The sequence below is a fragment of the Nostoc sp. PCC 9305 genome, assembly GCF_963920915.1.
Classification (GTDB): domain Bacteria; phylum Cyanobacteriota; class Cyanobacteriia; order Cyanobacteriales; family Nostocaceae; genus Nostoc.
Map to the genome: position 1 here is coordinate 39,635 of NZ_CAWUDN010000010.1, position 21,616 is coordinate 61,250.

19 protein-coding genes and 2 pseudogenes are annotated in these 21,616 nt (G+C 40.7%); 7 read left to right on the forward strand and 14 right to left on the reverse strand.

Annotated features, from left to right (window positions below):
- Positions 1-56: 56 nt before the first annotated feature.
- Positions 57-620, reverse strand: coding sequence for a TIGR02281 family clan AA aspartic protease (locus ACM0OX_RS05900; protein ID WP_414513850.1), 564 nt, complete (start codon positions 618-620; stop codon positions 57-59).
- A gap of 365 nt (positions 621-985) precedes the next feature.
- Here ACM0OX_RS05900 and ACM0OX_RS05905 point away from each other — a divergent pair.
- Positions 986-1,147 (forward strand): annotated as a pseudogene (locus ACM0OX_RS05905) (NAD(P)-binding protein); the annotation flags it as partial.
- Between the two features lie 229 nt (positions 1,148-1,376).
- Here the strand turns inward: ACM0OX_RS05905 and ACM0OX_RS05910 are convergent.
- Positions 1,377-4,085 carry an MGH1-like glycoside hydrolase domain-containing protein gene (locus tag ACM0OX_RS05910; RefSeq protein WP_414513957.1) on the reverse strand — a complete coding sequence of 903 codons (2,709 nt, stop codon included), beginning with the start codon at positions 4,083-4,085 and terminating at the stop codon, positions 1,377-1,379.
- A gap of 307 nt (positions 4,086-4,392) precedes the next feature.
- On the opposite strand from ACM0OX_RS05910, the gene ACM0OX_RS05915 reads away from it, so the two are divergent.
- A complete protein-coding gene (locus ACM0OX_RS05915; RefSeq protein ID WP_414513851.1) occupies positions 4,393-5,262 on the forward strand; it encodes a DUF2726 domain-containing protein in 870 nt (289 codons plus the stop codon).
- A gap of 323 nt (positions 5,263-5,585) precedes the next feature.
- On the opposite strand, the gene ACM0OX_RS05920 is transcribed toward ACM0OX_RS05915, so the two are convergent.
- Positions 5,586-6,233, reverse strand: a complete 648-nt coding sequence (locus ACM0OX_RS05920) for an MOSC domain-containing protein (protein WP_414513853.1) — start codon at positions 6,231-6,233, stop codon at positions 5,586-5,588.
- Positions 6,234-6,322: 89 nt separating this feature from the next.
- A complete protein-coding gene (locus tag ACM0OX_RS05925; RefSeq protein WP_414513855.1) occupies positions 6,323-7,369 on the reverse strand; it encodes a 2Fe-2S iron-sulfur cluster-binding protein in 1,047 nt (348 codons plus the stop codon).
- A gap of 216 nt (positions 7,370-7,585) precedes the next feature.
- On the opposite strand from ACM0OX_RS05925, the pseudogene ACM0OX_RS05930 reads away from it, so the two are divergent.
- A pseudogene (locus tag ACM0OX_RS05930) lies at positions 7,586-7,792 on the forward strand (transposase); the annotation flags it as partial.
- A 100-nt stretch (positions 7,793-7,892) separates the two neighbouring features.
- Here ACM0OX_RS05930 and rppB read toward each other — a convergent pair.
- The 7 genes from rppB to ACM0OX_RS05965 all read right to left on the reverse strand — a co-directional run bounded on the left by rppB (position 7,893) and on the right by ACM0OX_RS05965 (position 14,366).
- Positions 7,893-9,227, reverse strand: a complete 1,335-nt coding sequence (gene rppB, locus ACM0OX_RS05935) for a two-component system sensor histidine kinase RppB (protein ID WP_414513857.1) — start codon at positions 9,225-9,227, stop codon at positions 7,893-7,895.
- Positions 9,228-9,269: 42 nt separating this feature from the next.
- Positions 9,270-10,004: a two-component system response regulator RppA gene (gene rppA / locus ACM0OX_RS05940; RefSeq protein ID WP_414513959.1), complete on the reverse strand. Its 735-nt coding sequence runs from the start codon at positions 10,002-10,004 to the stop codon at positions 9,270-9,272.
- Positions 10,005-10,419: 415 nt separating this feature from the next.
- Entirely contained in the window at positions 10,420-11,103 is a 684-nt protein-coding gene (locus ACM0OX_RS05945; RefSeq protein ID WP_414513859.1) for a ZIP family metal transporter, read from the reverse strand.
- A gap of 249 nt (positions 11,104-11,352) precedes the next feature.
- The gene (locus ACM0OX_RS05950; RefSeq protein ID WP_414513861.1) at positions 11,353-11,709 is read right to left on the reverse strand and encodes a hypothetical protein; all 357 of its coding nucleotides are present in this window, start codon (positions 11,707-11,709) and stop codon (positions 11,353-11,355) included.
- A gap of 36 nt (positions 11,710-11,745) precedes the next feature.
- Complete coding sequence (locus tag ACM0OX_RS05955) at positions 11,746-12,264, reverse strand: HPP family protein (protein ID WP_414513863.1); 519 nt, start codon at positions 12,262-12,264, stop codon at positions 11,746-11,748.
- On the reverse strand, positions 12,261-12,761 hold the full coding sequence (locus ACM0OX_RS05960) for a DUF1622 domain-containing protein (protein WP_414513864.1): 501 nt from the start codon (positions 12,759-12,761) through the stop codon (positions 12,261-12,263). The genes ACM0OX_RS05955 and ACM0OX_RS05960 overlap by 4 nt, the downstream gene beginning before the upstream one ends.
- A gap of 30 nt (positions 12,762-12,791) precedes the next feature.
- A complete protein-coding gene (locus tag ACM0OX_RS05965; RefSeq protein ID WP_414513866.1) occupies positions 12,792-14,366 on the reverse strand; it encodes a GMC oxidoreductase in 1,575 nt (524 codons plus the stop codon).
- 540 nt (positions 14,367-14,906) lie between these two features.
- Between ACM0OX_RS05965 and ACM0OX_RS05970 the strand changes: the two genes are divergently transcribed.
- Positions 14,907-15,836 carry an SMP-30/gluconolactonase/LRE family protein gene (locus ACM0OX_RS05970; RefSeq protein ID WP_414513868.1) on the forward strand — a complete coding sequence of 310 codons (930 nt, stop codon included), beginning with the start codon at positions 14,907-14,909 and terminating at the stop codon, positions 15,834-15,836.
- Positions 15,833-16,399: a DoxX family protein gene (locus ACM0OX_RS05975; protein WP_414513869.1), complete on the forward strand. Its 567-nt coding sequence runs from the start codon at positions 15,833-15,835 to the stop codon at positions 16,397-16,399. The genes ACM0OX_RS05970 and ACM0OX_RS05975 overlap by 4 nt, the downstream gene beginning before the upstream one ends.
- A gap of 10 nt (positions 16,400-16,409) precedes the next feature.
- Here ACM0OX_RS05975 and ACM0OX_RS05980 read toward each other — a convergent pair whose 3' ends face one another.
- The 3 genes from ACM0OX_RS05980 to ACM0OX_RS05990 all read right to left on the reverse strand — a co-directional run bounded on the left by ACM0OX_RS05980 (position 16,410) and on the right by ACM0OX_RS05990 (position 18,123).
- Positions 16,410-16,793: a type II toxin-antitoxin system VapC family toxin gene (locus ACM0OX_RS05980; RefSeq protein ID WP_414513871.1), complete on the reverse strand. Its 384-nt coding sequence runs from the start codon at positions 16,791-16,793 to the stop codon at positions 16,410-16,412.
- Entirely contained in the window at positions 16,793-17,098 is a 306-nt protein-coding gene (locus ACM0OX_RS05985; RefSeq protein ID WP_414513872.1) for a type II toxin-antitoxin system Phd/YefM family antitoxin, read from the reverse strand. The genes ACM0OX_RS05980 and ACM0OX_RS05985 overlap by 1 nt, the downstream gene beginning before the upstream one ends.
- A 62-nt stretch (positions 17,099-17,160) precedes the next feature.
- Positions 17,161-18,123 carry a VOC family protein gene (locus tag ACM0OX_RS05990; RefSeq protein ID WP_414513874.1) on the reverse strand — a complete coding sequence of 321 codons (963 nt, stop codon included), beginning with the start codon at positions 18,121-18,123 and terminating at the stop codon, positions 17,161-17,163.
- Between the two features lie 425 nt (positions 18,124-18,548).
- Between ACM0OX_RS05990 and ACM0OX_RS05995 the strand changes: the two genes are divergently transcribed.
- Together ACM0OX_RS05995 and ACM0OX_RS06000 are read left to right on the forward strand one after the other, a co-directional pair.
- Complete coding sequence (locus tag ACM0OX_RS05995) at positions 18,549-19,361, forward strand: SDR family oxidoreductase (protein ID WP_414513876.1); 813 nt, start codon at positions 18,549-18,551, stop codon at positions 19,359-19,361.
- A gap of 125 nt (positions 19,362-19,486) precedes the next feature.
- The gene (locus ACM0OX_RS06000) at positions 19,487-21,610 is read left to right on the forward strand and encodes a glycogen debranching N-terminal domain-containing protein (protein ID WP_414513877.1); all 2,124 of its coding nucleotides are present in this window, start codon (positions 19,487-19,489) and stop codon (positions 21,608-21,610) included.
- Positions 21,611-21,616 lie beyond the last annotated feature (6 nt).

The window sequence follows — 21,616 nt, forward strand, 5'->3', positions numbered from 1 at the left end:
CAGATTCCTTTTGATATTTCCATATAAAAACCTCAAGAAGTTATAAGCTGCAAGCATTAGCGGTGATGAAATTCAACTTCTGTTTCTAGAATTTTAATATCATAGTTGCCAAAGAAATCGTGACCTAGTAGCCCGATGCTTGCTTTTGGTGCGATCGCTACCTGAAGATTATTGGCTGTAACTCCACCTACTGCCATAGATTTTACCTTACTGGTTGAGAATTTTACTTCACTACCATCAGCAATTTGGGCTTGCATTGTACCTGTAGCCTGTAATTTCAGTGTATTCGCCATATCTTGAGTGATAATGGTTCCACTAGCACCCGTATCTACAATCATTTCAAAGGTTTTTTTGTCGTTGAAGGTGACATCAATCACAGGAGTTCCGCCAAAACGGCGTTTGATTGAGACTCGAAAAACTTTATTGTCTGAAGGTGCGGCTATGATATTACCACAAATCCTTCCCAATCCAACGGTTTTACCAGAGGAAGTTATCATGTAACACGCTCCGGGATCGTCTGCTGTTGCCCGATGAGAGAATGCTAAAAATATCAGCGTCGGCATTAGTGCAATTGCAGCTAGATTAACGGTTGTAATCCAACGCCTCCAAGCATTCTTCATGTTATACTGCGCTCCAATTTTTTTGACTACTCTTAATATCTAAACTCATCATGGTAGCTGTAAAACATGGTGTTAAAAGAACAGTTTTTTAATATAAAAATTCAAATTATATCCATTTAAAATAGACATTTATAACGAATTTTTTAGTTTTAAATTAGCTAATTATTTTTATATGTAGTATCTCAACAATATGAAATTGCATCTTACTCAATACATCTTACATAGAATTACTGATTGGTAAATTAAAGATTAGGTAAAGACATGATGAAACTACTTAGAGCAGATTCAATCTGACATACTAATAACCCAAGTTGCTACCTGCCGAGATACTGATAACAGTTCACAAAGCAGCAACTTAGACATGTATACAGCAAGCGTCTCATCCCACAGTCATCCTGGGTGGTGGCTTTGCTGGAATGTTTACAGCTTTACACTTAAGCAAGCATTATTATTCCCATCCGATTATTTTAATTGAACAGCGCGATCGCTTCAGTTTCAAGCCTTTATTATACGAACTACTAAGCGGTTAGACCCAATTGAAATAGTGAGTATTCTACGAAATATTCCTATCATTAGCGAAAGCTATTACAGCACAGCGTAAATAAACCACCCATTCCAAATCATTGCTTGAAGTTTAGCCAGTTTCGGCAAGTCATTCACCACTACATAGCGATCGCTCGGATGATGCACTATATAATTCTGATAGTATGAACCGTATCGTGCTGTAGTGTTATAAAATCATTGATTTGATGGGATTTATGCTATATCGATCGCCTTTTTATCCTGCTCAATTTTTGGTTCCTGATGTTGTGCTTCATATTCACCAAATTGCTGAATAAGTTGAGCAACTAATCCTGTCCATCCAGTTTGATGACTAGCGCCAATTCCGGCTCCATTATCACCATGAAAATACTCATGGAATAAAATTAAATTCTGCCAATGTGGGTCATTTTGAAACTTCTGTATTCCACCATAAACAGGACGTTGACTAGAGGCATTTTGCAAGAAAATTCTAGTTAACCTTTGAGATAATTCTGATGCAACTTCCCAAAGCGTCATCATTTTACCAGAACCGGTAGGACATTCCACCTTGAAATCATCGCCCAGGTAATAATAGAATTTTTGCAGAGATTCAATTAGTAAGAAATTCACCGGAAACCAAATAGGGCCGCGCCAGTTAGAATTACCACCAAATAAACCACTGCTAGATTCAGCAGGTTCATAATCTACACGAAATTGTGAACCCTTGACATCAAAAGTATAGGGATGTTCGGCATGAAATCTGGAAACTGCGCGAATACCGTAAGGACTAAAAAACTCACTTTCATCGAGCATTTTTTGCAGAATACTTCTTAGTTTATCCCGTGAAACAATTGCTAATAATCTTCTAGCACCAATTCCTTTTGTTTCCATACAAGCTACATTTTGCCGTAAGTCAGGACGGTTTTGGATAAACCATTCCAGCCGTTTCTTAAAGCCAGGAAGCATCTTTAAGGTTTCTGGTTCAATGCTTTCAATAGCAAATAGGGGGATTAATCCCACCATTGACCGGACTTTTAAGGTAATCTGCTGTTCATGTAAATGTAGAACATCGTAGTAAAATCCATCTGATTCATTCCACAAACTGGCTTCCATTTCGCCAATTTTATTCATCGCATCGGCTATGTAGAGAAAATGCTCAAAGAATTTTGTGGCAATGTCTTCATAAACAGGATTAGTCTTGGCTAATTCTAGAGCGATCGCTAACATATTTAAACAGTACATACCCATCCAACTAGTACCGTCAGATTGGTCAATATGTCCACCTGTAGGAAGGGCTGCACTGCGGTCAAATACGCCAATATTATCTAATCCTAAAAATCCTCCTTGAAAGACATTATTACCTTCAGCATCCTTACGATTCACCCACCAGGTAAAATTGAGCATCAGCTTTTGAAAAACCCGTTCTAAAAACTGTCGGTCTGTTCGCCCGTAAATCTTCTGTTCAATCTTATAAATGCGCCAAGTTGCCCAAGCATGAACAGGGGGATTAACATCACCAAATGCCCACTCATAAGCAGGGATTTGCCCATTTGGATGCATATACCATTCCCGTGTGAGAACATCCAATTGGTACTTAGCAAAATCTGGGTCAATCATTGCCAAAGGAATAGTATGAAATGCTAAATCCCAAGCCGCAAACCAGGGATATTCCCACTTATCAGGCATAGAGAGAATATCTTCATTGTAGAGATGGAACCACTCTTGATTTCTACCATTTTGCCTTTCTGTTGGGGGCGTTGGTGTGTTGCGATCGCCTTTCAACCAATCCTCTACAATATAGTGATAAAATTGCTTACTCCACAGCATCCCAGCAAATGCTTGTCGCTGCACATTTCGCATATCTTCACTCAGAGGATATGGAGTAATACGTTGATAAAATTCCTCAGCTTCTTGTTGTCGTAGGCTAAAAATTAAATCAAATTTATTGCCAAATGGCTCAACTAAATTGGGTGCATTACTGAGCCGCAATTTAACAGTTTTAGTTTCACTTGCTCCAACTTTTAAAACATAATTAGCAGATGCTTTTGTCCCCATTCTATCAGGATTAACTGCTGATTTTTGACCATTTACGATGTAGTCATTAATGCCATCTTTCACATAAGCAGAGGTATTGGGAGAACCAAATAATCGCTGATAATTTGTCTCGTTGTCTGTAAAGAGAACCTCTGTTGCTTCCTGACAATACAGCCACCTATTTCCTAAACTTGGGTGAGATGCTTCAATGATATTGAAGCTATGATCTAATTTAATCTCTTTTAAAGTAGGTTTATCTGCGTCTCCATTCCAACACCAAGTATTGCGAAACCAGAGGGTAGGTAACAGGTGTAATGTCCTAGCTTCTGTACCTCTGTTGACTATTGTTATTTGAATGAGAATATCTTCAGCAGAATGCTTGGCATACTCCACAAAAACATCAAAATAGCGATTGTCATCAAATACACCTGTATCTAGGAGTTCAAATTCTGATTCTTGACGATTTCGGCGTTGATTTTCTGCAACTAATTGGGAGTAGGGAAAGGCTGCATGAGGATATTTATACAGCGCTTTCATATATGAATGTGTGGGAGTGCTGTCTAAATAAAAGTAATATTCCTTAACATCTTCACCGTGATTACCTTCACTACCAGTTAGACCAAAAATTCTTTCTTTGAGAATAGAATCTTCACCATTCCAAAGAGCGATCGCAAAACAAAGCCGTTGATGATTATCAGAAATACCAAAAATTCCATCTTCACCCCAACGGTAGGCGCGAGAACGGGCTTGATCGTGGGTGAAATAGTCCCAGGCTGTACCATTGGGGCTGTAGTCTTCGCGTACTGTTCCCCACTGGCGATCGCTTAAATAAGGCCCCCATCTGCGCCAATGGACTATGTGATTTTGGGCTTCTGCTAATCTGATTTCTTCTTGGGTTGGAGTTGTCATCATCTCACCCTCTGCATATCTGCACTTTAGTTGAGTTAATTTGCTATATTGAGTATCACGTTTTTATCAAAGATGGGGCTGATATTTTGATTAAAATTTGCTAGGTGAATTGATAAATAAAAATCTAGGATAAACTCATGAAAAATTCATATTAACTTTTATTAGTAATCTAACTATTCTTCAGAAAGTTTTAGTAGGATAGTCATCTATATTATTTTGTCCCTGTGTTGGGGTCAAATCAACTCAAATGCTCTGTCAGCATTTAAGATAAAGTTGCTATAAAATTTAGGTTGTTTCTTGATAGAAAGTGAGTAATCGTTTCCTTAATCATTACGAAGAAGTCACCTACGAAAACTTAAAGGCTGTTTGCGAACCTCATGGTGCTCATGTTTTCTCCAAAGTACGTTTAGCAGACGTACTGCCCATAAATAAAAGTGGTTTGTCAAATGAGGCTTTTCGATTTGCACTTCAAGCTCATACAGATTTTTTAGTCACTAATTCAGAGTTTCAGCCACAATTCTGCGTTGAGTTTGACGGTCCTAGCCATAATGCACCTGAACAGATTCGGAGGGACAATCAAAAGAATGCTCTATTTAATTACTTTAACAAACCAATCTTACGCATTAATTCCAAATATCTAGAACCTAAATATCGAGGGTTTGACTTATTAACTTACTTAGTTGAAATTTGGTTTATTGAAAAATCTTTTTATGAAGCACAGGAACACGGTAATATACCACTTGATGAAATTTTTGATGCTACATTCGTTATTCATGATGGTAAGAAACAGTTTCCATATTGGCTATCTCTTGAACAACAAATTATCATTCAGCAGCTTTTTAAGCAGGGAAGGGTTACACAGCCAGCACCATCTCATTGGATAGGAATAGATTCGCACCACAACTATCGTTGTCTTGCTTGGATCTTGGTCAAACCTGATGCTGCTGTATATATAAAAACTGGTATGCGTAACCAGAGATTTCGTGCCGTTGTGTCTAGTGATTTACTTGCTATGATTGCAGTATTCGATCTCTATGAAGAGTTAAAAAAAGTTCTTGCAGGCAAGATAGAGCCTAATCCACTTTCAGTTCTAAGGCAAGAGCTAGACTTTTACCGTCAGAGCTACAAGTTATGCCAAGCTTCCGGTTATATGATAGATGGTTATGATTGGATTTAACAAAGTCAAGTCTGGCTAATGTTTACTAGAAAGCTAACACTTCAGTGTAGTGGAATGAGCCTCTGGTGAAGTTTCCAAGGTTGTCTGCCGCCGTTGAGCTTCACCGTTAAACGGATACCCAACTTCTATCAAGCGGGCGCTGACAAAATCGTTTACCGCAAGGCGCTCTCCGCTTAGGAGCAGTAAGCTTCCGAAAGATGCGATCGCTGTGACAGATTAATCTTCTACATAACTGTGGAAAAATAAAATTTGAAGACAACTTATAAAATTTATACAGAGAGCGGATTACAGCTTTATTTTCTAAGCATTAGCATTAATGAAATTCATCTTTTAAATTTCTCGATTTGCTGCTGAAAATAGTCTCGCCAACCTGTAGGTAAAGCCTCAACTTGTACAGCGCGGTGTAACAGTTCTAAGTCGTGTGTTTCCCGTGCATAAAGTCGGGTGATGTCAGCAACAGTGACATTATTTGAGTCTCGACTGATTAACGACAAAGTATCACCATTTCCGACTTTACCCTCTTGCAGCACCGAAAAGTAGAACCCCGTTAAGCGGCTATCTAAAAACTGTTTAACTATATCAGTTCTTCCAAACTTGACTCCCAGTTTATAACAAGGCATTCGAGGTTGAGTCACCATTACCTTTGCGCTACCGATTTGGAAGCGATCGCCTATATTAATCTCATCTTCTAACAGTCCAACTGTGGTAAAGTTTTCACCAAACATTCCCCAGGGAAAATCCATATCAGGTAACTTGCGCCGCCAGTAGTCGTAATGCTCGAATGGATAAGCATAAACTGCTTTGTCTTTGCCTCCGTGGACACTCAAATCAGCTTGTCTATCCCCGTCTAAATTTAGCGATCGCATCATCACTCGTCCCTCAACTGGTTCTTTAAAAATCCCAGTTGTAACTGTTTTGCCCTTCCAAAGCACTTCACGGGGAAGTCCTACATTGACAGAGATAACTTGCACAATTTCATATCTCCTCTAATAAAATTTTCTACCGATATTAAGCCTGATAGATCCTAAGTTTGATATTACTTGATTATCAGAGGAATTTATTAAATATCCAACACCAATTTTGCCGTTCCAGGTTGAGAAATACAAATCAACACCGAACCCCGATCAGTTGTTGCAGTTGGTTCTTCTTGGTAAGCAACTACACCTTCGCGGATTTTACACATACAAGTACCGCAAACACCTACACGACAACTAAAAGGTGGATTAATATCATTGGCTTCGGCAAATTCTAAGATAGTGCCATCACTAGGTTGCCATGTCAAAGTTTTGCCGGATTTAGTAAAGACAATTTCTGCAAATTTTTCATCTCCAGTTGCCATCGCAGTTTGTTTCTCAGACTGAGTTTTCATGGGTTTACCAAAAGATTCAAAGAATACTCTACTGTCAGGTACTCCCGATTCCTTTAATCCTTGCATTATGGACTGCATAAAAGATGGAGAACCACACAGAAAATACTCAGCTTCTTGTCTTACTAACTCTTGAATCAGAGCAGCATCAACATAACCAACACTGTGGTATTTACCTCTATCTTCAGATGTAGGACGACTATAGCGAAAATGCACATTCAGATTATGATTTTGTCGAGAAATTTCCCTCACTTCATCCCGAAAAGCATGAAAATTTCCGTCTCTAGCACCATGTACAAACCAAATAGGACGAGTAGGATTGAGAAGACTACAAGCTTTCGCCATACTAATCATCGGCGTAATTCCCACACCATTGCTAATCAAGACTGCGGGGATAGACTTCTGCACATCTAAAACAAATTTACCGTTTGGTGGTTTCGCTGGAATTACTGAACCTTCCTGAATGCGATCGTGCATAAAATTAGATGCTATACCGGGCATGACATCTAATCCGTTCGGTGCAGGTTCCCGCTTAATTGAGAGGCGATAGTATTCATAGTTTTCCGGATAATCTGAAAGCGAGTAAGTACGAATTACAGGCTTATCCTGTCCAGGTATATCAAGTTTGATGGTTAAAAATTGACCTGGTTGAAAGTTGGGAATTTCCTCTTTATCTTCAGGTTGTAAATAGAAAAATGTTGTTGCAACAGCCTTGGCAGCGCGAACGGCAGATAATAGCACGTTTGTTTGTCCTCTTTGAACTATCGCACTGGTGAGATAGGTAAGCTGTTTAGCCTACAATTTGCATATAATAAAAATGAATATAACTTCGGGTACAGGTTGTTATGCCGGCTATTGGCTTTCTAAGCTTAGAACAAAAACAACATCTACAACAGTTGTTAAAACAGAGCGAACGCTCTGAAATGAGAGAGCGAGTTTTGATACTGTTATTGATGAATGATGGGAGGTTTAAGGCTATCTGATAAAAAGCGGGTATGTTATTTTATTGAAAGAGGAAATTCAGAAACATTTTATGAGCAACTAAAACAATTACAGGAATTCGTATTAAAAGAATGGTTGGCTTTAGGGAATAGTCAAGAATGCTTCCACGAACATGGGCCAAAAATAGTTATATTTTTGGATAATGCAAGTTACCATAAACAATCACTATTCTTGCTCCCCCTGCCTCTCCTGCTCCCCCTGCAATAATCTGTATCAATCTTCAAGTGAAACGGTATTAGATAGCAACATTTATTTCCAGAAATCACGCTGAAAGAGGAAGTCGAACTGTAAATGTACTACCTAGCGAAGGTTGACTTTGAACGTGAATATTGCCTTTGTGCGCTCTGGCGATCGCAATCGCGATCGCTAATCCCAAACCCGAACCGCCAGAGGTACGAGAGCGGTTGCGATCTACTCGGTAGAAGCGATCGAAAATTCGCTGTTGATGTTCAACAGCAATACCAATTCCTGTATCTTCAACTTTAATCATGGCGTAAAGCTCACTCTTTTCTAAAAAAACCGTGACTTTTCCACCGCTAGATGTAGCTTGAATTGCATTGGCAATTAAGTTGGAAATTAAGCGATAAAGCTGTTCTTCATTTCCCATCACATACAGTTTTTCTGAAACTTGCACCTGTTTAGAGAGATTTACTTTAGTTTCTACTGCTAAAAATGCTAATTCCTCAATTAAGTCGCTAATTAAATCATTCAAACAGCAAGACTGATACTCTCCTGTTAGTTGTTTTTGATCTATCCTCGTTAATAACAGCAAATCTCCTACTAATTGTGATAAACGCCGATTTTGGCGTTTGAGTACATCTAAAATTCCCCCATTTGATTTTGGTTCTTGCTGTAACTTGATAGCAGCTTCAATAGTAGAATACATTGCTGCTAAAGGTGTGCGAAACTCATGGGCAGCATCAGCAGTAAATTGTTGCATTTGTTGATAGGAAAGATATACAGGTTGCATTGCCCTTCCTGCCAACCACCAACTAGATAAACCAACGAAAATCATGGAAATTGGTAATCCCAACACCAAAGCTAATCTTAAATAAACCAGATGTTGGTCTAAATCAGTAATACTACGCGCCACTTGTAGATAACCCGAAACCTGGTTTTGAGTATATAAAGGTAGAGTGATTTCACGGTATCGAGTGCCAGAGTCATCTGTTAATATTTGCCAATGCTCTAATGCTGAGGTAATCGGAAAATTGTCAAGTTCCATGCCTCCACTAGCAAAAAGTTTTCCTGAGCGATCCAATAAGCGGATATAGTAATTAACTGGATTCGCCGCCTCTGTGATTGATTTTTTAATAGATGTTCTTTTAGGCAAACAATTTGTCTGACCCACACATAATTCTAAAGAAAATTCTTTATTCAGGCGTTGTAATTGTCCGGGTTGTTGCCAAGCAGGTTCAATACTTTTATGGAGTGCATTTGCAACTGATTGCAATCCCTGGTCTATGGTTTCATAGTAGGCATGGGCAACCACACTATAAACCCCCAAACTAGATAGCCCTAAAATACCGCCCATGACGAGGGTATACCAAGCTGCCAAGCGCAACCGAGTCTGGTGGAAAATGGGATTGCGTTCCATATTTTTATAACCTTGGTGAAAGTGTCGCTGTCTTAGCAGAAATCATCTGCTTATTTCCGCAGCTGGAATATTCAGACGATAGCCCACACCATAAACAGTTTCAATTAAAGATTCGTTCTCTTCTTCTCCTAATTTGCGTCTCAATAAGCGAATTTGTGCTGCTACGACATTGCTAACTGGTTCTGCACCAATTTCCCAAAGCTGATTAATAATTTGGTCGCGGCTGACAATTTGGTTAGGATGTCTCATGAAATATTCCAACAATTGAAATTCCTTGACAGTTAAAGAGAATACTTGATTTTCTCCGTGACTATACTGGCGAGTAAGTTCATGAGTGCTGTAATTGAGTGTCAGACAACCTACTTGTAAGCGCCGGGGTTGGACTTGAGGTGTCAGCGTTGCTCCTACGTAAGAGGATCGCCGTTGTAATGCTCGCAATCTTGCTAGCAGTTCTGCCATATCAAAGGGTTTAACTAAATAATCATCTGCACCGCTATCTAGACCAATAATCTTTTCCTCCATTCGGTCTTTAGCCGTTAGCATTAATACAGGTAGAGTTAATTGGCGCGATCGCAACCATTTACATAACTCTATCCCCGAAACTCCAGGCAGCATCCAATCAAAAATCGCAAGTGTATACTCAGTCCAGCCAGTTTCTAAATATTGCCATGCCTGAGTACCATCTAGAAACCAGTCAACTATATACGCCTCATGGCTCAGGACTTGTTTTATTGCTGCACCTAAATCTGCTTCATCCTCAACTAATATCAGCCGCATAGTCAACCCAATGCTAAAAGCCTTCTTTAAATACGCTTTCACAAAAAAGTGAAATAATTATGAAATTTTTATTCGACTTAAGACTGATGTCTGCATATTTTTGAAATCCATACAAAAATGAAATTTTGTGGACAAATCAGTATTATTCCTAGAGTGTATGAACCACAAGTGATTGAGTTGAAAGTTGAACAGGGAGTTAAATGCCACGATGGCTGCATTTTTTATTTTTCCGGCTGCAATTACGTTTCCCATACAATTTACAAGAGACGGTTGAAGTTGGAATTTCGGCGTTGCTGAATCAAGGGATGATTTTTGTAGGGTGGGCGACACGAGAGCCCTGAAATACAAGGGACGGGCAAGATGCCCATCCCACAAAAATAGCAAAATCATCCCGCAAATATGCAATGCCGGAATTTCAAGCGAGTTTACTCAAGACAAAAGCAGCAAGAAATCCAAAGACGACGATTAGTCCAGCAAAATCATGGGCTTGCTCGAAAGCTTCTGGAATCATGGTGTCTGTAATCATTGCCAAAATAGCACCTGCGGCGATCGCAGTAGTGGCGGCGATGATTTCTTGTGAAAAATGACTGAACAAAGCATAACCTAGAAGTGCTGCTATAGCAGAGATGATGGCGATACCTCCCCACACACCGAAGATGTAAGCTGTTGAACGCCCTGCTTTTTTCATCCCAGCAGCACTAGAAAGTCCTTCGGGAACGTTAGAGAGAAAAACCGCCGCCACAGTTACCCAACTAACAACTCCGCCGTCAATCATGCTGACACCAATCACAATAGATTCGGGAATACCATCGAGTAATGCACCAACAGCGATCGCCATCCCACTCCCACTATTTTCCTCTTCCGATGGTTGCTGCTCACCTGAACGTTTGCGGTGTTTTGCACCTTGATAGGACAAAAACCAATTGGCGGCTGTATATACAATTGCACCACTTAAAAATCCGATCGCTGTTGAGTCGAAGCCACCACGCTTATAAGCTTCATCCATCAATTCAAACGCTAGTGCCGAAATTAGCACACCAGCACCAAAAGCCATAATTGCGGCAATAACCCGTTGAGGAATCTTGGCGTAGTAACCCACTGCGGAACCTAGTAGTTCGCCAAGGAAACTTGGCGGGGGAAAGGGTAAGGGGGAAAGGGAAAAGATGTTTATTCCTTTAACCTTTAACCTTTCCCCTTTTCCCAGCCCTCACCTAACAATTTTGGGTTGGTAGACTACTAGTAGCAGCGCTGAACCACCCACCAAACCCCAGAAACCTGCTTTTAACCAAAGTGGAAACATGATTAATTCGTAATTCGTAGTTCGTAATTCGTAATTAAAATTATTGGCTTAGGTAGCTTGCATTTCTCCACCTTGAGGTTTTGATAGTGCTTGTAATTCTTCCCAAGAATAGTGAGAGGGTAGTTCAACGGGTTTATGATCGGCTCCTAATCCTAAGCCTACTGTTGGTTGGAGTTCTTCAATGAATTGCTCGGTGTATCCTACCAGTTCATTGGCTGCAACTCCAAGTGCGATCGCACCTGCAACGCCACCAATTGCAGCACCAACCTTACCACCAATTGAGCGGCCTAATGCGGCTCCTGCAATTCCGCCTCCGGCTGCTCCCAATCCTGTTGCAATAGGATGAGTATTTGAGGGCGTTTGATTTTCATTTTCTTGGTTAGAAGTAGAGTGTTCTTCGTTCATAATCTATTTCTCCTTGAAACTATAATCAGCATGAAACTACTTCTGGCTCAGGTGTACCAGAAGCCACAGAGCAAAGCGTTGTAATCCAACTAACAAGGTAGTGATACCCACAGACAGACCAAACAAAACTAAGTTGTTTTCATTACCAGCTTTTAAGGCAAAGCTTAAGGATGTAGAAACGGCTGGAGGATGCATCACATCTAACAGGATCATCAGTACGATGGTGACGATCATTGCAGTTCCCACAGACACATAACCCGAACCTAACAGTACATAAGTTATAAAACCGATTCCAGCTGCCATCGTTTGGGAAATGGCTAGAGTTCGCACCGTATTTGTACCGTGCTGGGGATCGAGATAAATGAGAAAGGCACTAGAAGCGAGGGACGCAAACAATAAACGCTGGCGGGTTAGTACCTCCACTAGTGCAAACACAGATAATATAACTACTGTTGGGGCAGTGGCTAATGCCAACTCACCTTTCCAATTGAGGCGTCGGCGGAGCGATCGATTTGCACCTTCTAAAGGTTTTAAGCTGGAACGATGGGATTTCATCGTATACTCCTATCTAGTTCCGGCTCTGATGAACGGCGTTGTTCTCCTTGCTGAATCTCTCGCTCTAAGAAATAATTCAGCAAGGTTCGTAGCAAAACGATCGCTCCTAAATTCAAAATATCCTGGCGGGTGGGTGCTACTGCTGTCCGCAAAATATCGCTGGCGACAGTAAATTCCAACCCCAATGCCAGCACCCGCCCCAATTGTAGACGAATTGCTTCTGTGGCATCAAAATGTTGTTTGGAGCGAGAGAACAACAATCGCAAATAGGTAGAAATGCCTCGGATCACTGCTCCGCCAATCACAATCGCTGCGGCAATTTCTGTCCCTGCTGCCAAATAACCAACAATGACTTTGAGCCATGTCTCTAAAGGAGTAGTTTCTCTGCTCTGCCCTCCAACTTCCACATTCAAACTCAAAAGCAGAACTAGCCCTAGTATGAGGGCTAGGGGCAATATTAAATTAATTAACGAATCTTGTGATGCTTCTTTTTTCATAGCTTTCTACTTCAATCGTTCAGCTATGCGTTAGAGAAGCGTTGCTGCAAGCAGATCGCCAACGCGCAAAGCATTCGCCATAATCGTGAGCGTGGGGTTAACTCCCGAATTTGAAGGGAAAAAACTACTATCTACAACATAAAGATTCTCGACATCATGAGTACGGCAATTGAGATCAAGGACTGAGGTTTTGGGATCTGTGCCAAATCGGCAACTACCGCATTGATGAGCAACTGCTTGTTCTGGTATATGAGTGCGGGGATAAATGCTAAATGGCAGGACGTGTTTCGCTGAATGCGGAATTGACTTGAGTACAGATGTCCATCGGTGAATTAAGCGATCGCTTGCTTCGATATTATTCAGTGTATAGTCAACGTGAATTTTGTCGCCCACAACCCGAATCCGATTATTTGGATCTGGTAAATCCTCTGTTTGCAACCACCAGCCAACCGATCGCTCGGCCAGCAAATGGCGCTCAAAATGAGGAATCAGCTTGATAAATGGAGCCATTAGTGGCGGTGCTTCTCCGGGAATCATATCGGCTAGGACATTACCTGTATTTTGCACCATGCCCATCGGATAAGGAAAATCTGGCTCTCCCCAGTAAAAATCGTTGACAGCGATCGTTTTTTGAAAGTTGGCGTGATTTACCTCTAGATGTATGGAAACGATCGCAGTTTCCAGTTGTTTCATAAAATTCCGCCCCACCTGATCGGAACTATTTGCTAATCCGTTGGGATGTTTGTCATTAGCAGAGCGTAACAGCAAAGCTGCTGAGTTGACAGAACCACAGGCAACAACCACAATATCGCTTGTGAACCAATGTTGCTCTCCTGCAATTTCAGTTTCTACCTTCGTCACTTCTCGCCCAGACTCATTGGTATGCAGCCGCAGGACTTTAGTATTAGTTAAAAGAGTAACATTGGCATACTTTTCACGAGCCGGACGAATGGCGTTGACATCAGCATCGGCTTTTGCATGTACCAGACAGGGGTATCCATCAAAAGTATCGCAGCGAATGCAGGGACTTTTGGTGCGATCGCTTTCATTCAGCTTTAATCCTAGCGGTAGGTGAAATGGGTAGTAACCCAGTTCCCGAATGCCATCAGCAAGAGACTGCATATCTGGCTCATGACTCACTGGCGGATAGGGATATGGTTCGCTGCGAGGTGGTTCTGTGGGGTCTTCTCCTTCCTGTCCATGCACGTCATATAGCTTTTCTGCTTGCGTGTAGTATGGCTCAAAGTCTTGATACTTCAAAGGCCATTCTGGAGAAATTCCTGCTTTATGAATTACCCTTTCAAAATCTCGCTCCCGAAATCGAATTAGGGCTGCACCGTAGAGTTTGGTATTGCCACCAACCCAATAGCCTGTCTGAGGTTGAAAGGCTTTACCTTCCTTGTTATACCATTGCTCATCAGTATGGTAACGATGTTTTTGATAGACTTCCTCTGGATTCCAGTTAGCTTTTTCTCTCGGTAAAAAGTCGCCTCTTTCCAGTACTAGAATTTTTTTACCCGTGGGTGCAAGGCGGTGGGCTAATGTACCTCCACCGGCTCCTGTACCGATAATAATAATGTCGTAATATTCTGTGATTCTAGTCATAATTGATAATTAGTAATTTCATATTAATTACGATTTAATTTCTTTAATGCCACAAAATAATTTCCCGATATTTTCAGTTAATCTCGACTTACGCAAGAATTACTAAAAAGCTTAATTTATCGAACCGCCTTCTCTGCGAGAGGCTTCGCCAACGCGCTTCGCGTCTCGCAGAGAAGACGCCAAGAGCGCCGAGAATTTGTAGACTGTGCGTAAGTCCTATTAATTTATAAGTTTTATCAAAATTTAAATAGCTCTAAAGACAGATTCTTATGCTTAGACTAAAGCTTTAATTACAATATTGCTTCTCTCTAATGGATTAATATTTATTTATGCCTAAAGACAGGTTAGCATTTCATTCTAATTTCATTTTTGATTTATATTATGTGGATTAGACATATAATATCTTTATAAGAAAATAAATAAATCTTGCTTGGTATTTTTGATAAAACTATTAATTTGATTTTGTTAAATATACATCTACGTATTAATTTAAACCTGCTATTTCTCGTCAGTAGCCAAGTTAAATAACACGAGATTTCTATGCCTGAAGCCATTGAGATTTATGACGATCGCCTCCTTGCTATTGTACGCCCCGGTGCTTTACTCCAGGAGCTAGCCAACGGTGCAGTCCATAGCGAGGGGCCTGTTTACTTCCATGAAGATGACAGTGTTGTGTGGAGCGATGCTCACGGCAATCGCCTGTTGCGGTGGAGTCCCACTGACAATGTGACTGTCCTACGAGATCCATCTGATTACCAAAGCGGTAATTACCGAGACTTGGAAGGTCGTCTGGTTGCCTGTTCCTCTGGTTTGCGTGCTATTATCCGACGCGAAGACAATGGTGAATGGAAGGTTTTAGTCGATCGCTACAACAACAAACGCCTGAACAGTCCAAATGATTTAGTAGTCAAAAGTGACGGTACAATTTGGTTCACCGATCCGCCTTATGGGATTACCGAGCCAAACCAAGGTTACGGCGGCGAACAGGAACAACCCGGAAGTTACGTCTATCGCTTTGACCCGGCAACAGGTGAGATTTATCCTGTAGTAACAGATATGGTACGCCCTAATGGGTTGGCTTTCAGTCCAGACGAAAGCCTTTTGTATGTTTCAGATACAGCTGCGTTTAATATTCCTGGAGGGCCTCATCATATTCGTGTCTATGAAGTTGTGGGCAATCGCTTTGTAAAGAATGGGCGTGTATTTGCAGTCATTGAGCCAGGACAACCGGATGGACTGCGGGTTGACGAATATGGCAATGTTTTTACTAGTTCTCAAGATAGTGTGCAGATATACGCCCCCGATGGAACTCGCTTAGGAAAAATTTTTGTACCGGAGACATCAGCTAACCTGACTTTCGGTGGTAAGGAAGGCGATTCCCTTTCAGGGACACTTCGTGAACGCTTATTTATCACAGCCGGTCATTCGTTATATGTTATCGACCTTAATACCCGTGGTGTAAAACTATGATTTATCAATTTGGGTTGGGTGTAGCGTTAAGCGGAGCTATTCCGAAGGAACTTGCTTTTTTCGTAGCTGCATTTAATTTCCCACAGCTAAGTCCACACTTGTTAAGTTCACTTTCTCTGGTGTATCCTGACGGATTCCCAGGATTAGCACTTTTACTTCTCAGAGTTAGCGTTGGCTGGTTGTTTATATTACACGGCTATCCCAAGATAACGCATCTTCGACGGTGGGCTGAATCTCTAAAAACGCCTGTATTTCTTTGCTTTTTATCAGCTGCATCGATGTTAGGTGGCGGAATTTTTCTGATTATTGGATTCCTCACACTCTTAGCAACTTTGCCCATTCTCTGCTCAATGATTTTTGCAATATATTTGCACATCTCAGGAAGTAAACCTTTTGTAGCTCAAGATCCATACTTAATTCCTCAAGAACAGTATCAGGGTGCTTTAGGACAAGGTGAACCGCCAAGTTGGGAAAAGGCTTTTATGTATTGCGTTATGTTAATTGCGATCGCAGTTTTAGGCCCTGGTGCTTATTCGCTCGATGCTTTGATTTTTGGAAGGTGAATCATCATATTTATGATTCAGTTATTAACAACGCCACATCATAAAATTTAAACTTATGATCTACAGTAATTATGGTTAGACCTTCTACCAAAGCCTGAGCAATTAACATCCGATCAAAAGGATCTTTATGATACATTGGCAAATCAGCAACCTTTATTCCATGTGCCAACGTAATCGCTAAAACCTCTAACCGACTAAAGCGCAAAGCCTCCTCTAAATTACTAGGAGCTATTAACTTTCCTAAAGACTGTTTAATCGAGATTTCCCAAGCACTAATAGCACTGACAAAAATTAAATTTTCAGGATTAGTAATTACCTCTCGTACCTGATTTGACAACTTAGAATCATTTTCTAAAAACCATAGCAGGATATGAGTATCTAGCAGAAAACTCATTAATCTTCCCCATAAAAAGCAGCAATCACCTTTTCGGAAGTTTCATCAAAATCATCAGAAATCTTAACCTGTCCTTGCCAAAAACCTGCAACTCTGGGTTCTAAGATATCTTCACTACTCATCACCATTAAGCCATGATTTAAACTTGCTTTTTCAACTGTAGACTCTGTTTGAGACAGAGGTAAAACCTTTGCCCAAGGAACCCCTTGATGAGTTAGCGTAATTTCAACATGATTTTGGATATCTGATAATAACTCAAGTAAATTATCAGATAAGTAAGCAATATCGAAAGTTTTTTCTGACATTTTTATTTATGTCCTACTCACTACAAGCATTATAGCCAATCAACGAGCTACCTATGCCCACATCAAGATTCCGTAATTAGCAAGATTGCGTGTCCATCAGGATCTTTAACTAGACAACCTTGCTGATAAGGAAAAGAGCGATCGCTAAACTGCACAATCCGCGACGATACAAACTCAACCCCGTTACGCCGTAGCTTATCCACTAACTGCTCAAGATTATTTACAACTAGCTCAATTTGGATATGTGCAATATCGCAACTTTTCCAGTCACTCGGTATTGAGCGACCTTTTCCAGGCACAATATAGTCTAACAGTTCAATTCCCACACCATCTTCAACAGGTCGCAGTGCTGTAATTTTGACTTCGGCTCCTGGTAAATTATCCAAGCGAGATTGGGTTGCACGCCAGTTGAGGCTGCGGCTATCAATTTGCATTCCCAGGATGTTGCAGTAAAAGTGTAGACTCTGCTCGGTATTGGAAATAGCGATCGCACTATGATCGATTCCCAAAAACAAGCTATGGCTATTTTGATGCCATTGATCTTGTCCTTTATCAGGCGGAAACCAAATTAACTCTAAATCATGACCATCAGGGTCTTTAAACTTAAAAGCGCGGACACCACCAGATGCTTTATTCTCAAGTGGTATTGTCTGAGGAGCAACTGAAATTGGTTCAATGGAAAATGAACGCAAGTGAGCATAAGCACGATCCATATCACTCACCACAATTGCTAGATGTTGGAACCACAGATCATTACTTTGTGAATCCCTGGGGATGGGTTTACCCTGAATATTAAGATACTCCATCAACTCGATAAGTTCATCACCTAATCGTAAAGTAATAATGCGAATTTTTGCCCCAGTCACACCTTCTAAGTCGCTATAATCCTGTCCTTCAACAGTAATGTCAGAAACGAGTTCAAAAGCAAGTGCTTGTGTATAGAATTCCAAAGAGCGCTCGCCGTTTGTCACTGTTAAGCCAATAGCTCTAATTCTTTGTACTTGTACATCGGTTTGATTAGACATATTCAACAGACTTTGTACTTATTCTGTACTAGCTTCGCAAAAATTCAATATGAGTCTTGTATAAATCAATCAATATAAAAAATATTATAAAATTTATCTCTAGCTTAAGAAAGACATGCAACTGACTTTATCCTTTAAAGATTTCATCCAATCATGAAATCGTGATGAAATTTTTATAGTTCTTTCGGTAGAGATATTTATTATACCAATGGCTAGAAGCGTTCATTCTTGCAAACCTCTAAAGTAATGCCAGAATCACCAAAATAGCTGTCAAAAATTAAACACATAAGCAAAATGTGTAATTGGTATAAAAATTTCAACGTAGGACAGCTTGCTTCAATTTGGATTCAATCATAAGTTTTCAATATCAGCTATCCTCAAACTTTGCAAATGAAAATACATAGCAAAAATTCTGAAAAAGTATTATGAGTTATTCCCCTTATCTGCTTAAAGGTCAAAAAGCACTTGTGACAGGTGGTAGTTCTGGAATTGGTGAAGCGATCGCTCGCTATTTGGCTGCATCAGGTGCAGCAGTTGCGATAAACTATCATTCTGAAGCTGAATCAGCCCAAAAAATTGTTGATGATATCAAAGCTGCTAACGGAGAAGCATTTGCTATTCAAGCCGATGTCAGCAAAGAAGACGAAGTAAAGGCAATGTTCAGCCAAACCCTTAAACAATTTGGCACTATTGATATTTTAGTAAGTAATGCAGGCATTCAAAAAGACTCAGCATTTATAGATATGACCCTCGATCAATGGAATGCAGTGATTGGGATAAATCTAACGGGACAATTCTTATGTGCTAGGGAGGCTGCAAAGGAATTTTTGCGGCGAGGTGTGAAGCCTGATATTTCATCTGCCGCAGGTAAGATTATTTGTATGAGTTCAGTGCATCAGGTAATTCCTTGGGCTGGTCATGTGAATTATGCTACGAGTAAGGGCGGTATTAATATGATGATGCAAAGTATTGCCCAAGAACTTGCTCCTCACAAAATTCGGGTTAATAGTATTGCTCCTGGTGCAATCAAAACTCCAATTAATAAATCAGCTTGGGATACTCCAGAAGCAGAGGCAAATTTACTAAAACTAATTCCAGCGAAACGTGTGGGAGATGTAGAAGACATCGCCAAAGCAGCAGTTTGGTTGGCTTCTGATGACTCTGATTATGTCAACGGTACAACACTATTTGTAGATGGTGGAATGACTTTGTATCCAGGGTTTACGGAGAATGGTTAAGATAATTCGTAATTCGTAATTCGTAATTCGTAATTAAGTTTTGCAAGTGGGATTTCAAAAGAGCCACAAAACTTTCTGCTTGTTGGAAGCGGGGGAATTAAAACCACAGAATTCGTGAATTGAGAATGCCTACAAAAGTTACTGTCAATTCGGGTTTGATAACCATTAACGATGGTTCATCTTTTTTAGTAACGGCTAGTGATGGTTCTATCGACGAGAATTTACCTCAAGGTTTTTTTGTTTGGGACACACGGCTAATTTCTTACTACGAAATTTCTCTCAATCGCTATCGACTTTCGCTGCTAGCTTCTAGTAATATCACTCATCACAATGCACTTTACCAATTTACTAATCCGCAACTTCCTACTATCAACGACTCTTTACCGTCTGGTAGTTTGCTTGTAACAGTTCGGCGCGACATTGCAGAAGGTATGCATGAAGATATTGATATAACCAACTATCACAGTAAAGCTGTTGAGTTTCAATTAATGCTAGCTGTACGCTCTGATTTTGCAGATATTTTTGATGTCAAATCACAGCAAATATTGACGCGAGGTGAGACGCAAACTAAATGGGAAAATGGTGTACTCACTACTGAATATCACAACGGCTCTTTCTTCCGAGGTATTATGATTGAGCCAGTTTGTGGTAATTCTGAGCCACGCTATGCTAATGGTCGTTTAATGTTTGATGTGGTCATTGCTCCTGGGAAAACATGGCACACTTGTGTCAATTTTACAGCTTTAGCAGATGGAAATATCTTCAAACCTCAAAATACCTGCGCTGTGTCTCACAATACGAAAGCTGGGAAGGTTAGAGATGAATTTCTGATGAATGCGACAAAGTTGCGCTCGTCTAATGCTGAAATTGCCGAATACTATCAGCAAGCGATCGCAGATATGGGAGCGCTACGCATTGAAGTGGATGATAATGGACATCAATTTTGGATGCCTGCTGCTGGTATTCCCTGGTTTGTTGCTGTTTTTGGACGTGACTCAATAATTGCTAGCTTGCAAGCGATCGCAGTTTATCATGAATTTGCTCGTGGCACGTTACTCAAACTGGCTCAACTCCAAGCAACTGAGTTGGATGATTGGCACGATGCCCAACCAGGCAAAATGCTCCACGAAATGCGGCGCGATGAGTTAACCACACTAAACCTACTTCCATATCATCCCTACTACGGAACAGTAGATACTACCATTCTGTGGATTGTTACTTTAGCTGAAGCCTATAACTGGAATGCTGATGTCAGTATGCTTGATGAGTGTCGAGCGCCACTTGAAAAGGCACTAAATTGGATTGACAAATACGGCGACTTTGACGGGGATGGCTTTGTTGAGTATTTAACTCGTTCGCCAAAAGGATTACGCAATCAAGGTTGGAAAGATTCGGGTGACGCAATAGTTTACCCCGATGGGCAGTTAGTTGAGCCGCCAATCGCTTTATGTGAAGTGCAAGGCTACGTTTATGATGCGTGGCTAAGGGCAGCTTTAATTTATGAAGTCTGGGGCGAAAAAGACCAAGCCAAAAAGCTGCGTCAAAAAGCCGAAGAACTTTATCACCGATTTAATGAACAATTCTGGATGGATTCAGTTGGCTTTTACTGTTTAGGATTAGACGATAAAAAGCAGCAAATTCAATCAATTACCTCAAATCCTGGTCATCTCCTCTGGTCTGGTATTGTCCCACAAGAACGAGCCAAAAAACTTGTTAACCGACTTTTTAAAGCAGATATGTGGTGTGGTTGGGGTGTGCGGACTCTTTCATCTGAAAATCAGGCATATAACCCAATTAGTTATCAACGAGGTAGTGTATGGCCTCATGATAACTCGATCATCGCGGCGGGATTAAAAAAGTATGGCTATCACCAAGAAGCTAACTGCATTGCTGAGGGTATCTTTGCTGCTGCTAGTTATTTTCAAGCTGGAAGAATGCCAGAATTGTTTGCGGGAATTGAACGCCAAGATGATAACTTTCCCGTACCTTATCCAGATGCCAATATTCCCCAAGCTTGGGCTGCTGGTTCAATTTTCTTACTCATTCGTACTATTTTAGGACTCAAAGCTGATGCCTCAAAACAACAGTTAAAAGTACAACCGAATCTACCAGATTTCTTACCTGATTTAGAACTCACAAATTTGTCCGTGGGAGACGCTACGGTGGGATTACGATTTTGGCGCGATGGCGAACAAACCCAATGGGAAGTTACGCATCTCGATGGTGAATTAGAAGTTTCTACTACTTAGAAATTA